Source organism: Terriglobia bacterium (assembly GCA_020073205.1).
In the GTDB taxonomy this organism is placed as follows: Bacteria; Acidobacteriota; Polarisedimenticolia; order Polarisedimenticolales; family JAIQFR01; genus JAIQFR01.
In genome coordinates, this window is the sequence record JAIQFR010000110.1 from 1 (window position 1) to 14,067 (window position 14,067).

Genomic DNA, 14,067 nt, shown 5'->3' on the forward strand with positions numbered 1-14,067 from the left:
AGTGCACCGTCGGGGTCGTACGCCAGCACCTTTCCCGTCGAATCGGAGACGTACAGGCCGAGCCCGTCGTCGAAGATCACGGCCACCGGCGCGGCCATCCGGTCCTGGTCGGGCCCGAACAGCTGGAGGTAGCGCTCCTGCGCCGGAAGGTACAGGTGGACGCAGCGGCGGCCCATGTCGGCCACCGCGATGCGCCCGTCCCGGCCGGCCGCCGCCGCGACCGGCAGGACGAACGCGTCGCGGTCCTCCTTCTCGGTGCCGAAGACCGCGGCCTTCAGCACCGCTCCCGTGCTTCTCCGGCGCGAGAGCCCGTTCAGCGATCGGACGTAGGTCACCTTGGCCGGGCTCGGCTGGAAGGGCCACTGGAGCACGATGTCGGGCCGCGTGGTCCTCAGGGTGTAGCTCGACGCGCACCCCGACGCGACCATCGTGAAGGCGAGCACCCCGGCCGCCCCAAGCCGGCTCGCTCCGCGCGTCCCGTCGATGGTCATCTCAGTAGAACTCCCGCCGCACCTTGAAGTAGGCGAGGCGGTGGGCGCGCCGGGTCCCGGTCACCGCCGCCCCGTCCGAGCTCGACGCGTAGGCGCTCAGGCCCCCGCTGAGGTCCATCTTGCCGATCCTCAGGACCACGGACGAGTTCAACGAGTACGAGTCGCTGTCCACGAGGCCGCGGATCGACGTGTACGACGCGCCCGCGTACATCGTCAGGTTCTGCCGCATGAACCGCTTCTGGAGGTTGCCGGTCGCCGAGACCACCTGGTCGGTATAGGCCGCTTGATCGAACGACGACGAGCCGTGGGGAAATCGCTTGCTGAGGAACGACGTGGTGGCGTACAAGCTGGTCGTCGAGTCCACCGGCGCGACGTACTGGACCTCCCCGCGCCAGGCCCGGTACGGGCTGATCACCCAGTCGAGCTTCTGGTACTCGCCCAGCGCGCGGAACCGGCCGCTTCGGGCGAGGACGCCCAGGGTGTGGGACGTGGAATCCACGGGGACGCCGGAGAAGACTCCCGAGATCACTTCCGAGCGGACGGCGGAGTACCGGTAGTAGGGCGTCAGCCTCTGGTCGAACAGCTCGACGCTCAAGTTGTACCCGGTGGAATCGGATCGCAGAACGAAGCGGCCGCCCAGGAGGGCGTAGCTCACCTCGAAATCGAAGCTCCCCGGCACGATGAACCCCGACGGCAGGGAGAACAGGTGGATCACGACCGCGTTTCCCTCCATCGCGACGACGTAGTTGTCGGGATCGACGAGCCGCACCAGCGCTCCGGGCGGGAGCGGCGATCGCACGTAGAGGATGACGCTCGCCGGGTCGGCGTCCGGGCGCGCCAGCGTGATCGTGCCCGGCACGGCCGTGGATGGGTGCGACTCGTCGACGACCGTGGTCTGCCCTCGCGTGTCCGTGTCCGCCCTCCCCAAGCTGATCCCGGCGAGGAGCCTGCCACCGACGATGCGCTTAGTATAGTCGAGATTGAGCAGGTGGGTCGTGGAGCGGGTGTCCCCGCCGGACGACTCCCGGTTCTCCCGCAGCAGCATGTAGTTCGTGTCGAGACTCTCGAAGAGCCGGTGCGAGAGGTCGAGACGGAGCTCCTTGTACGTGTCGTCGACCTCTCGCGCGACGTCGTCGGCCGAAGCACGGATGGAGTTCTCGTTCTCCTGCACGCGGAACGTGGCGTCGACCCTGAATCTCAGCGGCAGTTTGGCGGTCAGGCGCTCCTCGAAAGTTCGCTCGTGGCTCCTGAACGACCCCGAGAGGAGACCGCTCTGATCGATGGTGTTGTGGGAGAGGCTGGTGGTCAGCCGCACCCGCTCCACCTCCACGCTCCCGCTCAGCACGTCCTGGGAAGACGTTCCGGAGAGTCCCTCGGAGGTGGTGAACCTCGACGGATTGACGTTCGCGCTCAGCGAGAGCTGGCGACCCGACTCGAATCGTTGGAAGTACTGTCCGCCGGCGTCGAGCCTCCGGGTATCCGTCTGGCTGGCGCCCGCGTCGACCGAATCGTCGCTGAACCGGAGGTGGGAGAACCACGGCCGCTTCCGGTAGCGAAAGACCCCGCCGAAGCTGCGCTGCATGCCGCCGCGTTGGGGGGAGGCTTCCTCACGGAGCAACGGCTCGTACCTGAGCGCGAACAGCTCGAGGTTGTAGGGGTGTTCCGGCAGAAGCAGAAGCCTCATGTCGTATTCGATCCCGGTTCCGGTCCTCCATCCGACGTCGCCGAGGAAGGGCGCATCGTAGCTCTCCTGCTTCAGCGCCCCGGCGAGCGACATCTCGTACTGGAGGAACCGAGGGTGGTAGAAGAACCCGCTGGACGACAGCGTGAGCTTCTCCCTGAAGAACGTGTCGTCCCAGTGGGAGTCGCCGCTGCCGTAACGGATGTCGTCGTCCTCGTAGAACCCGTACAGGTCCAGGAAGATCCGGTTCTGAACCGGATGCGGGGCGAGGTCTTCCCAGCTCGCCGCCGCGGGCGGGAGCCCGGCGACCGCGATCGCGATGGCCGCGGCCAGCGCTCCGCAACGCACGTCTCGCCTCGCCATCACTTCAGCAGGTACTCGTTATCGGACATGTGGGCGTCGTGGCAAGCCGTGCACGTCCTCGGCTCACCGGAGTGCGCGGGGTTCTTTGAGACGGCCTGCGCGTCGTGGCAGTGGAGGCAAAAGACCTCGGGCTCGGAAACCAGGAGGTAGGCGTACTTCGAGCTGTGCGGATCGTGGCACATGAGGCAGTCGCCCGATGCCAACGGCGCGTGCACGTGTTTCGTGGCGCGGCGGAACTCGTGGCACGTGAGGCAGAGCTGGTCCTTCGGGACCACGAGCGCGTTGCCCGCCGCGGACCGGTGGCAGGCTCCGCAGAGCTTGGCGGCGTACGGCCCGTGCTCCAGAGCGACCGCTGCTCGGGAGGCCGGTGCGCTCGCAGCGGGCACCGGCGCCGCGGCCGCCGCGGCCTGCTTGGGCTCCGGGACCCCGTCGAAAAACACCGTGAGGACCTTGTGACGGGTCGCGACGCTGCAGCCGGCCGTCAGGGCAGCCACCACGCAACAGCAGGCCACCGCCGAGTTCGCTCTCATCGTGCCGGGGATCGCGAATGCCCGCCCGCCCCGCGATTCATGGGACCGGCGCGGGAGAAGGGGGTTGCGGTGGTGGTGACGGCGCTTTCCCATCCGGCGATCGCGGCTCCTGCTGCCGCGCTTTCTCCATCTCCCGTGCCCGCTGCTCCTCGATCTCCTTCAACAGGTCGGCGTCGGAGGGATAGTTCCTGCCTCGTTCCTTCCCGAAGGCCAGGACGTTCACCAGGCGGTCTCCGAACTGGCTCGTGACCAGAACGAGGTACTCGACGTCGAAGCCGGGCTCGACGTACTCCTGGAAGTACCGGACGTTGTCGTAGTCGATCGTGACCTTGGCGGGCAGCGTGAAATTGCCGGGCTGCTCGCCTCCCCCGCCGAAGAACATCAGGAGGCGCCCGTCCGGGTTGAAGATCTGGACGTTGTTGAAGGACGCGTCCACCGCGTAGAGCCGGCCCTCCCGATCGACCGCGATGCCCTTGGGCCTCGCGAAGTGGCCGAGATTGTCGCCGGCCTTTCCGAAGGTCGCCTTGAAATGCCCGTCGCGGTCGAACTTGACCACCTGGAATCGGCCGACATCGGTGACGAACAGATCCCCCTCCTGGTCGAAGGCCAGGTTCGTGGGCCGGTCGAGCCGCTCGGAGGGCGCCCCCTTGTCGCCGAGGGTTTCGACCATCTCGCCGCTCTTGCGGTCGAAGACCTTGACCAGCCCGTTCTGGACGTCGGCGACGTACAACCGGTCTCCGAACGACGCCGCGTCCACGGGACGCCAGGCGCCCGGCTCCCCGTACGCCCGGAGGTACTCGTCGTTCCTGTCGAACGCGACCACCTGTCCCCGGACCGGATCGGCGACGAAAAGGGTTCCGTCGCCGTCGATCGCGATGTTGGTCGGCTGCACGAGCCGTCCCGGCCCCGAGGCGCCCTTGAGGGCGCCGAAGGTCTGGCTCTTCAGGTCGAACACTGCGACCGTGTTGTTCGTGTCGCAGACGTAGACCTTGCCGTCGCGGATCCCCACGCCGTAGGGCTTGTCCACCTTGACGTTCTGCTGCTCTCCGACGACGAACCGGCTGAACGCCGACTGTTTCTCGATGTCCTTGAGCCCGCTGTACGACACCAGGTACTGGATCCGAGGGAGGCTCGGCGGGGGCGGGAAGAAGACCGCAGCATCCCGCCTCCGCACCGGCGCGGCGCACCCCGCGAGGAGCAGCGCGAGGACGGCGCACGCCGAGCCTACGCCCCGGTTCGTCATCGGTCCTTCCGCATGCCGTCGCTCCGGCCGGGTCAGAGAAAGCGCGCCGCGGCGTGTCGGGACGGGCCAGTCTACCACCCCGGAACGGACCGGGATGGGAGCGGGACTTCCCATGGAGTGGATGGACGAGAGGAGAAGGGTCGCCGTTCCCCTCTCGCCGATGCCGATCCGCGTTCCGTCGAGGCCTCAGGGAGCGATGTACGGGCCCTTGTCGTGGCAGGTCAGGCAGAGCTTGCTGTTCTCGTCACTCCTCCACAGGAGCCGTTCGCCGGCGTTCCCCTTGTTGTGAACCGAGTGACACGTGCCGCACTCCATTCGGGTGCTTCCCGGCCCGTAGAGGTGATCGCGGACGAAGGTGGACGGCGTGAGCATGGCGTTGTCGGCGTTCCGGATCTCGTTGTCGCCGGCCTTGACCAGATCGTAGTCGAAACCGATCGGGTGGTGGTTCCCGAGGTACCGGTCCGCGCCATGGCCGATGGTGTAGACCGAGCTCATGAACTTGCCGCCGGTGGACGAGGACCCGGCGAGTTGGTCGCTGTTCCCGTACTGGTTCGCCGCGATCGTGCCGTCGTGGCAGCTCAGGCAGAGCAGCGACGAGCTGCCGGGCGCCATCCCGTTGAGGATCGCCTGCGAGGCCTTCGGGCCCGTCTGCGGCGCCCCGGGGCCGTTCTCGTACATCGTGTAGGCGGTGGACGCCTGCAACTCGTGGTTCCAGAGCGGCAGGTAGTCGAAGTCCGACGGTGCCACCGGCCCCGCGCCCCCCGTCGCCGTGCTCAGCCGGTAGGAGTTGTGCGGGGCGTGACAGAAGATGCAGACCCGATTCAGGGAGTCCGCCGGAACGGCGGTGTAGTCCATCCCGTTGTGGACGGTGCTGAGATCGTGCACGGTGCCGTTGACCCCGCTGTCCACCGGATAGGATCCGGAGTAGGCCATCGCAATGGACGCAACGAGGAGCCCGCAGGCAGCGACCAGCAATCCTCTAAGAACGCTCTTCATGTTTCCTCCGACGCTATCGTGTTTTCGCATCTCGTCATTCCGTCGCTCGAGGGGGGCGGGCGGTCCATCCCGCTCGCCCCCCTGCCGCGGGTTCCTCAGTTGGCGCGCTGCCGCTCGAGACTCGCGAGCGACTTCGAGATCCGCCCCGGCGCGTTCGCGCTGACGTCGTTGTCGGAGCTGCTCGGGCCGATCGGGATCGGCCCCAGCGTCGGGAACGTGTAGCCGGACCGGGTGAACGTCACCGTGTACGACCCGGACTTGAGTGATCCGGCGGAGTAGGTGCCGTCCGCCGCCGTGGCCACCGACTTGATCAGCGTGCCGTTCCTCAACACCGTCACGACCACGCCGGCGAACGGCGTCGTGTGATCGCTCTTCGTGACCGCGCCGCTGATGGAGAAGTACGTCGGCGTCGCGGCGATCGGGCACTCGACGTAGTCCGTGCCCTGGAGCTTGCTGTCGATCGCCCTGAACTTCACCGTGTACGGTCCGCCGGGCGCGACGTAGGTGTGGTTGTACGTGGCGCCCTGGCCGCCGATGGACTTGAGGCTTCCGTCCCCCCAATCCACGACGATCTGCAGCATCGCGTTGCCGTCGCCGGGGAGGGTGTCCCCGTCGGAGCCGTCGTCCGTCGACGCGTCCACGACCTGCATGGTCCAGGTCGTCGGATCCCACGTGCAAACGCCGGCGGCCGTGGGCGGGAGGTCGGGACTCGACAGGGTGATGCTGGACGTCGACGAGCCCACCGAGAGGAAGTTGGGCGCCGGTTGGTCGAGCTTCACGACGAGCACGATCGATTTCCTGCCCGAGGTCGGGTAGGTGTGGAGCCCGATGGGGACCGCGGTCTCGGACGTCGAGCCGTCACCCCAGTCCCACTCGTACTTGAATCCCGGGCACGGATCGGCGCCGCAGTCCACGTTGGCGGTCGTGCGCACGTTGAGGGTGTTGGCGGTCTGCGAGGCCGAGAATGCGACACCGTACGAGACGCCCGCTGACGCGTGCATCCCCTGGGCGACCGCGGCCAGCGCGGCCTTCGTCCGGTAGTTGGCGGGATCCCGGACCGGATTCTGGATGACTGCCTTGCCGCTGACGCCGATGGGCGGCGCGCCGGCGAGCGTGAGGATGTTCCCGGGCCCTACGGACGCGATGTAGCTCGCGAAGTCGCCGCGGGAGACCGGGCCGATCTCGTCGTACTCGAAGTTCCCGGCGTCCGCGACGGTGATCCGCTCGTTCGCCGTGAACCCGGAGGCGCTGGCCACGGTGACGACCTTGTTGAGGCTGCAGGCGCCGGACGCCCAGGTCCCTCCCGCGGTGGTGCACGCGCCCTGCGTCGTGTACAGCGTGATGCTCCCGGTGGTCTCCACGTGGGACGTGCCGCCGCCGTGGCACTGGCCGCAGGCGGCGTCGACGTCCACCCAGACGGCGTTCGCGTAGGTGCCGTCCGGGGACGTGTTGGCGTTCTGGGTCGCCGAGATGGCCGCGGGTATCGGGAACGTCGAGTAGCTGGCGCTGGCGTTGATCCGGAACAGGTGCGCCCCGCCGGGCATGTGGCAGATGATGCAGGGCTCCGACGGCTCGGTCCCCATCTTCTCGAGCGGCGTGCCGGTCCCGCCGAGGTGGTTGATCCGGGTCAGGTCGATGGCGTGCTGCCCCGAGTGGCACTCGGTGCACTCGGCGCGGAACGGCTTCTCCCCGGTGACCGTGCTGGTGTGCACCTCGTGGCAGCCGGTGCAGCCGTTGCCGGTGTTCGCCGCCTCGTCGTCGATCTGGAAGAAGCTCCGGTACTCGCCGGTCATCGCGAAGTTGAACTTCCCGGTGGCGATCTTGTCGAACGTCCCGACGAACTTGCCGTGCGGGCTGTTCAGGAACTGGTTGCCGTGCGGGTGGCTCAGGAACGCCACCGTGCTGTGGTACGGCCCGACCTTGAGCTGCCCCGCGGGGTCGCTCGCCGTGTAGTTGACCGTCACCCCGTCGCTCGAGGTGGCGCCGTACGGCAGGCCGCCGGTCTCCTGGCGATGGCAGTTCATGCAGAGCCCGGTGATGATCGGGCCGCGGCTTATGTTGTTCCCCGTCCACCTGCCGCCGGCGTCGTCGCAGCGGACGATGTCGGTCGCGTAGCGGAACTGGCCGCCGGCCGTGTCGCACGCGGCCTTCGTGAGGATCGGCGTCCAGGTCTTGCCGGCCGCCTCGCAGTTGACCGCGTCGGTGTAGGCGAGGTCGCTGCACGTCCCACTGTTGCAGTACCCTTCGAGGCTGCATTTCGTAAACGACCAGGTGCCGCCGGCGGCCTGGCACGAAGCCTGGCTCCCGTTCGCGCGCCAGGTCAGCGCGTTGTTGCCCGAGCCACCGGTGCAGGTAGCCGAAGTCTGGGCGTCGGTGCGAACGCACCAGCCGTCCTGCCACTGGAACGCGCTCCAGGTCGCGCCGGCCCCGGTGCAGGCCGCCTGGGTGGTGTACACGGAGTTGCTGCACGTGCCGTTCGCCGTGCAGTCCGTCTGGTTCGCGTAGAACGCGTTGCTGCACCAGCCGGCGGCCGCAATCCAGTTGGCCGTGGTGGTGCCGGCGCACGCCGCCGAGCTCGTCGCGGCGTTCGTGCAGGTTCCCGCCGTGGAGCCCAGGTTGCAGGCGATGGTCCAGGTGCCGCCGTTCGCGGTGCACTGGGCTTCCGCCGTCCAGCGCGGATCCGTGCAGGCTCCGGAGCTGATGTCGGTGGAGGTGAGGTTGGTGTGGTGGCTGGACATCCCGGTCGGCGAGCTGTACTGCGGGGGCGTCGAACTGTCCCCCTTGGTCGTGTCGATCGCCGCGTTGTGGCAGCGGTTGCACGAGATCCCGTAAGCGTCCCAGGAGGAGTACTTGTTGGGATCGCCGGTCACGGCGCCCGAGAGATTCACCACGTTCGCCGGCGCGTTGCTGAGCCGGTCCCAGGTGATGCCGGGGAAGGACGCCTCGGGCTCCTTCGCCTCGATCCCGGTGGACGGCTTGATCGCGCTGTCGCTGGTCCAGCCGGTGGTGTGGCAGCGCCCGCAGGAGTAGGTCGTGCCCGAATTGAAGACCCATGTCGCGCCCGCTCCCTCGCAGGCGCTCTGGCTCGAGTACCGGGGATCGGTGCAGGTCTTCGACGTGCTGGCCGGTGCCTTGTAGATCGCTCTCGGGAGCGGGCTGATCCAGTCGCCGTAGATCCAGGTCAGGTCGTAGGGGGTGCCGCTCACGGTGATCTGGCCCGCGCCCCAGTTGAACACGTTGCCGGTGTCGTCGCTCGGGTAGGACGCGACCGGGAGCCACGAGCCGCCGTGGTGGATGCAGTCCTCCTCGGTGGTGTAGCTCGGGTCGGTGCAGGCGATCGGTGGGCCGCCCCACGCCAGGCCGGGGGTCACCTTCCGGGCCATGTTCTTGTGGCCCATGTACAGCGTGTCCTCGGTGTCCCGCACCCTGGGGCTGTTGTACTGCGTCAGCGTGTTGTGGCAGCGCAGGCACTGATCCCCGGGGCCCGTGCCCGTGAGCAGGTTCGGGGCGTATACGGTCCGCGCGGGCATGACCCAGGCGCCGGTGCACGTGCCGGAAGTGATCCAGGTGCCGCCGTGCTTCACGCAGGTCACGTCGTTCCGGTCGTCGTACATCATGACGACGGAGCAGGTGCTCGTGGCGGCATTCCAGAGCCGGTCCCCCGCGGGCTCGCACGTCGCCTGGCTCGTGTGGACCAGGTCATTGCAGACGCCGCTCGTCGTCCAGGAGTAGTTACCGGTGCAGCTCGCCTGGACGATGTTGAGCCTGAGCGCCGAGCACTCCGGCCGCGTGTCGATGCCGGCGTAACCCTGGGCCGCGCCCGCCGGACAGGTTCCCTGCGCCGGGAGATTCCAGCCGTTCTGGCTGTTCTGAACGGCGCCATCGTCCAGGTACTGGATCGTGGCCCAGGCTCCGCTCACGCCGAACAGCAGCGGAAGAGCCAGGACGAGCCCTGCCATCGACATGGTTTTCAAGTGGGGGATTCCGGTTCTTGGCTTCATTTTTCCTCGCTCCTCCTCCTAGAGAGATCGCTGCAGAGCGCGGCCTTGTGCAAGAACCGTGCATCCCCGGGGCGCAGGGGCCAACCGGGACTTCACGGGGCGAAGTCGCTGATTTCGAAGGAATACACCTCATCCGGGGAGCGCTTGGTGAAGGATCGCGGGGGCAGTGGGTCGTGCTGCGGCTATTCCCCCATGCCGATTGGGGGTTTTGACGACAATGCGAACCTTAATTCCTACCTATGCGCCGGGCAGCTTCGTGCTCAGAGATCCAGGACGAGGCGGGCCGACCATCCGTCCGCATCCTCCGAGAGGAGGAGGTGGTGGTACGTCACGGCCTTGACCTCCCGAACGATCGCGTGGCGGGCGGGGTCGAACGGCTCGCCGATCGCCGTTGCGCGGAGCCGATCGGTACTCAAGTCGTGAACCTCGGCGCCCCGGAAGAGCCACCCGCGCGAATCGTGGAGGAAGAGCAGCTCCGACAGGAATCGCACCAGCAGGTCTTCGGCGTCCGCCGCGCCCTCGACGCCGACCTCGAGCCGCTCGCGAGGCTCGACGGTCCTGACGTCCAGGATCACGTCGAATAGCGCTCGCGCTGCGGCGTCGTAGAGCTCCCCGAGCGTGGCCGCCCGGACGAGCATGGCGAGGTCCCCGGTGTGGTCGATCAGGCGGTACCAGGGGACCTCGCCGCTCACCTCCGTCTCCTGCCGCCTGCCCTGCCCTCTCGAGGCCGCCTCCCGGCTCCTTTTCCGCGCGCTCGCGGCGACGCCCCCGTCTCGCGCGCCCGCCTGCCGGCGCGTCCCGCTCCCGCGGCGCTCCCGGGCGAGATGGAGAGGTCGAGCCGCCGCAGCACCGGGTCGACCCGGTCCACGACGACCCGGAGCGGGTCGCCCAGCCGGTACGACGCGCCGGAGCGCTCGCCGAGCAGCTCCATCCTCCGCTCCTGGTACTCGAAGCGCTCGTCCCCGAGCCCCTCGACGCGAAGGAGCCCCTCGGCCAGCGTCTCGCGGATCTGGACGAACAGGCCGAACCGGGCGACCCCGGTCACGATCCCGTCGAACGCCTGTCCCTCCTTACCCTTCATGAACGCGACCTTCTTCCACTCGAGCAGCTCGCGCTCCGCGGCCTCCGCCTCGCGCTCGCGCTTCGAGCAGGCGTCCGCCAGCTCGGGGAGCCCGTCCGCGACCGCCGCGAGGTGTCCGGCGTCGCCGCGGCGGAACGCGCGGAGCATCCGGTGGAGCGTGAGGTCGGGATAGCGGCGGATCGGCGAGGTGAAGTGCGCGTACACCGCCGACGCGAGGCCGAAGTGGCCGAGGTTCTCCGCGCTGTAACGAGCCTGCTTCATGGAGCGGAGGGCGACCTGGCTCACGAGCGCCTGCTCCGGGCGGCCTTCCGAGGCCTCGACGAGCCTCCGGATGTCGCGCGGCTTCACCGCCTCAGGGTCCGCCGAGAGCGAGAGCCCGAACATCGACGCGAACTCCGCGAGCGCCTCGACCTTGAGCGGGTCGGGTGCCTCGTGGATCCGGTACAGGCAGGGGGCCCTCTCGCGGTCCAGATACCCCGCCACCGCCTCGTTGGCGACGAGCATGAACTCCTCGATCATCCGGTGCGCGCGGTTCCGGGGCTCGATGGCGATGCCGGTCATCGCTCCCTCGACGTCGAGCAGGATCTTCGGCTCGGGCAGGTCGAAGTCGATGCTCCCGCGGGCCGCCCTCCGCCGCTCCAGGAGGTCCCGCAGCTCGTCCGCGGTCTGTAGCATCCCGGCGATCCGCTTCGATATCCGAGGCGCGGGCTCCCGCCCATCGAGGACCGCGGCCACCTGCGTGTAGGTGAGCCGCGCCGCCGACCGGATCACGCCGTCGGCGAAGCGGACCGAGAGAACCGCTCCTTCACGATCCAGGTCGAGGATCGCCGATTGGACCAGACGATCCTCTCCGGGGCGGAGCGAGCCGAGGTCGTTCGACAGCTTTTCGGGGAACATCGGGAAGACGAGGTCGGGAAAGTAGACGCTCGTGCCTCGCTCCCTCGCTTCGACGTCCAGCGTGTGCCCCGGCCGAACGAAGAACGCGACGTCCGCGATGTGGACGTAGAGACGGAAGCCTCCGTCCCGGAGCGAGACCACCGCGATCGCGTCGTCGAAGTCCCTTGCGGTCTCCCCGTCGATCGTCACCGGGGAAGGTTCGTCGAACCGCTCCCGGCGCGCGGCCTCCGCGGCGGGGACCGCGTCCGGAAGGTGCTGCGCCGCCGCGACGACGTCGTCGGGGAACTCGGTCCTGAGCTCGTGGCGGCGCGCGACCACCATCGTGTCGACGCCGGGATCGCCCAGACGGCCGAAGACCTCGACGACCTTCCCCTCGGACAGCGCGCCGCCCACCGCGGGCCGAAGGACGAGGACCTCCACCGCGTCGCCGTCCTCGGCGTCCATCCGGAACGCGCCCGGGATGGTCACCTCCGACGGAGCCGACGGATCGAACGGCTGCACCAGGCCGCCTCGGTCGCGCTGCCTGAAGAGCCCCTGGACGCGCCGCCCCCGACGATCGACGACGTCGGTCACCTCCCCCTCGGGCCTTCCATCGCGGTCGATCCCGAGGACCCTCACCTCGACCGAGTCGCCGTGGACCGCGCCGCCGAGGCGCCGGGGCGGAATGAACACGTCCTTCCCGGGCTCCTCGGTGCGGACGAAGGCGAACCCTCGCGGGTGGACGTGGATCCGGCCGCGGGCGATCCGCTCCTCGGCGGCGGCCAGCTTCCTTCCCTGGACGTGAACCACCCGCCCCGACACCAGGAGCGCCCGCATGGCGCGCCGGTACGCAGGCCGGGCCTTGTGGGGCACGCGGAGCCTGTCGATGATCTCGCGGAGGGACGCGGGGCGGTAGTCGGGCCCTCGGAGATGCTCGAGGACCGCGTCCTCGACGGCCTCCCGGTCCTGGGCCGCCGGCCTTTCGTGCCGCATGGAGCCTCGCTTTTCCGGGAGCATCAGGTCGCGCGCCGGCCTTCGTGCAGGCGCGTCTGCTTGACACGAGCGTCCCGGGGTTGGTAGTTTATCGCCGCACGGTTGGCCGAAGTGGCGGAATTTGGTAGACGCGCTAGATTCAGGATCTAGTGGGCCTAGCCCGTCCCGGTTCGAGTCCGGGCTTCGGCACCATACGCCAGTCGAAGAGTCGCGGCGAACGAGATCACGGGCAAGCCGTGATCCCCCGCTCGATTCCCCCGGTCTGCGATCCGTACGTTCCGACGCCGCACGCGTTGCGGGAACGCGCGAGATAGTAGAAGCCCTCCCCGACCGAAAGGACCCGGCTGTCCGCGTAGGTCGGGGTCGTGAGACGTCCCGCGAGACAGGTCGCGCCAGCGAGACCCGTGACGCTGCGCAAATCAGATAACGGTCCGGAGGCGACGTCGTACTCCACCGCGCCACCGACTTGCACGGCCTGACCGTCCCACGAGATCTCCGTGTCGTTGGCTCCCGCCGCACGTACGCCCGCGACCTCGCCGGGTGACGAGTAGCTCCCTGCGTCCATGGGCGCACAGTCGCAGGCATCTCCCCGGCCGTCATGGTCCGCGTCCGTCTGGTCGGGATTGACCGCGCTCGGGCAGTTGTCGCAGGCATCGGCAATCCCGTCCGGCTCGGGGTAGTTCTGCGCAGCGCCGTCGAGCAGGACCGCGTCGATCTGCTCCCACGAGTCGATCGCCGTGTGCACCCTCGCGCCCGCCACCAGATACGCCGTCCGCTCCCATGTCGCCGAGAAAGGCGTCCCGCACGAGGCCACATCGATCCCGGTCCAGATCGTGTGGTAGGCCCCGTCGGTATCGATCAAGTCGACCTGGAACACGGAGCCGAACACGTAGGTCTCGAACACGGCGATCCCGGTCGCGTAGACCGGGATCGGGTAACGGACCTCGAGCCACTCGGGATCCGCTCCGCCCTCGAGCGGCGCCCACGCCCCCGGGTCGCCGTCGCATCCCGACACGTCCGGGAATCCCAGCGCCGCTGCGGCGCCGTACTCCCCCGACGAGTACTCGCTGCTCGCCGTCGCGGACGTCGCCCACTGCTGCAAAGGAACGTCGCCTCTCTCGCTGTCGGCTTGGTCGGAGTTCGCCACGCTGGGGCAGTTGTCGCAGGCATCGCCCACGCCGTCTCCGTCCGAGTCCAGTTGATTCGGGTTCGCCGTGCCGGGGCAGTTGTCGCATACGTTCCCGATGCCGTCGTGGTCGTCGTCGATGCCGTTGCAGATTCCGGCAACCTCACAGTGAACGGCAGAAACGGCGTCGATGTCCGCGCCGGTCCTCGGCGGAGGAGCGCCGGCCTCCTGCGGCGGACGGTCGGTGATTCGAACGAACAACGCGCTCGTGAGCCCGGCCTCCGAAAGATCGACCTGACACTCATCCCCCGGGCAATCGCGAACGAATACATAAGCGATCCCATCCTTGCTCGCCTCGACCCGGAAGTTCTCGTCGATGTCTCCGCTGCTCGCGCCGCTCTCGTGGATGATGAAATCCGCCCCCGGACCGTTGCGGATTGCGGGGCTCATCTCGAGAACGAGCTGTCCGTCGAGACCGAGCGACACGGTACGGCCGTCGGGAGGGCCGAGCGCATCGAGAGCGGAACCGTTCCCGGCCCCGGTGCCCGCCAAGAACTCCACCACGCCGCTCGCGTGCCCGCACGCGGAGATCGGAGCGTACTCCCAAGTCGCGGCGAGAAGGCTCCCGGTCGCGCCGAACCCGCCCAAGAGCACCACGCGCTCCCGCGCGCTGTCATACGCCATCG

At 68.6% G+C, this 14,067-nt stretch carries 8 protein-coding genes, 1 tRNA gene and 1 pseudogene; 1 reads left to right on the forward strand and 9 read right to left on the reverse strand.

Annotated features, from left to right (window positions below; genetic code table 11):
- From LAO51_17110 to rnr, 8 genes are all read right to left on the reverse strand, one after another.
- On the reverse strand, positions 1-491 hold a 491-nt coding region (locus LAO51_17110), incomplete at its 3' end, for a hypothetical protein (protein MBZ5640464.1).
- 1 nt (position 492) lies between these two features.
- On the reverse strand, positions 493-2,535 hold the full coding sequence (locus tag LAO51_17115; protein ID MBZ5640465.1) for a hypothetical protein: 2,043 nt from the start codon (positions 2,533-2,535) through the stop codon (positions 493-495).
- The gene (locus tag LAO51_17120) at positions 2,535-3,065 is read right to left on the reverse strand and encodes a cytochrome c3 family protein (GenBank protein ID MBZ5640466.1); all 531 of its coding nucleotides are present in this window, start codon (positions 3,063-3,065) and stop codon (positions 2,535-2,537) included. The genes LAO51_17115 and LAO51_17120 overlap by 1 nt, the downstream gene beginning before the upstream one ends.
- 37 nt (positions 3,066-3,102) lie before the next feature.
- Complete coding sequence (locus LAO51_17125; protein ID MBZ5640467.1) at positions 3,103-4,308, reverse strand: hypothetical protein; 1,206 nt, start codon at positions 4,306-4,308, stop codon at positions 3,103-3,105.
- Between the two features lie 186 nt (positions 4,309-4,494).
- The gene (locus LAO51_17130) at positions 4,495-5,304 is read right to left on the reverse strand and encodes a cytochrome c3 family protein (protein ID MBZ5640468.1); all 810 of its coding nucleotides are present in this window, start codon (positions 5,302-5,304) and stop codon (positions 4,495-4,497) included.
- 95 nt (positions 5,305-5,399) lie between these two features.
- Complete coding sequence (locus LAO51_17135; GenBank protein ID MBZ5640469.1) at positions 5,400-9,305, reverse strand: carboxypeptidase regulatory-like domain-containing protein; 3,906 nt, start codon at positions 9,303-9,305, stop codon at positions 5,400-5,402.
- Positions 9,306-9,565: 260 nt separating this feature from the next.
- The gene (locus LAO51_17140) at positions 9,566-9,997 is read right to left on the reverse strand and encodes an archease (GenBank protein MBZ5640470.1); all 432 of its coding nucleotides are present in this window, start codon (positions 9,995-9,997) and stop codon (positions 9,566-9,568) included.
- Positions 9,994-12,255 (reverse strand): ribonuclease R, encoded by a 2,262-nt coding sequence (gene rnr, locus LAO51_17145; protein ID MBZ5640471.1) that lies wholly within the window; start codon positions 12,253-12,255, stop codon positions 9,994-9,996. The genes LAO51_17140 and rnr overlap by 4 nt, the downstream gene beginning before the upstream one ends.
- A 105-nt stretch (positions 12,256-12,360) precedes the next feature.
- On the opposite strand from rnr, the gene LAO51_17150 reads away from it, so the two are divergent.
- Positions 12,361-12,447: transfer RNA gene (locus LAO51_17150), tRNA-Leu, on the forward strand.
- Positions 12,448-13,360: 913 nt separating this feature from the next.
- Here the strand turns inward: LAO51_17150 and LAO51_17155 are convergent.
- Positions 13,361-13,831: pseudogene (locus LAO51_17155) on the reverse strand (thrombospondin type 3 repeat-containing protein).
- Positions 13,832-14,067: the final 236 nt, after the last annotated feature.

Bases quoted from the DNA above. Each gene is read 5' to 3' on its own strand.
- LAO51_17125 (MBZ5640467.1), bottom strand. From the start codon at position 4,308: ATGACGAACCGGGGCGTAGGCTCGGCGTGCGCCGTCCTCGCGCTGCTC.
- LAO51_17115 (MBZ5640465.1), bottom strand. From the start codon at position 2,535: ATGGCGAGGCGAGACGTGCGTTGCGGAGCGCTGGCCGCGGCCATCGCG.
- LAO51_17135 (MBZ5640469.1), bottom strand. From the start codon at position 9,305: ATGAAGCCAAGAACCGGAATCCCCCACTTGAAAACCATGTCGATGGCA.
- LAO51_17120 (MBZ5640466.1), bottom strand. From the start codon at position 3,065: ATGAGAGCGAACTCGGCGGTGGCCTGCTGTTGCGTGGTGGCTGCCCTG.
- LAO51_17130 (MBZ5640468.1), bottom strand. From the start codon at position 5,304: ATGAAGAGCGTTCTTAGAGGATTGCTGGTCGCTGCCTGCGGGCTCCTC.
- rnr (MBZ5640471.1), bottom strand. From the start codon at position 12,255: ATGCGGCACGAAAGGCCGGCGGCCCAGGACCGGGAGGCCGTCGAGGAC.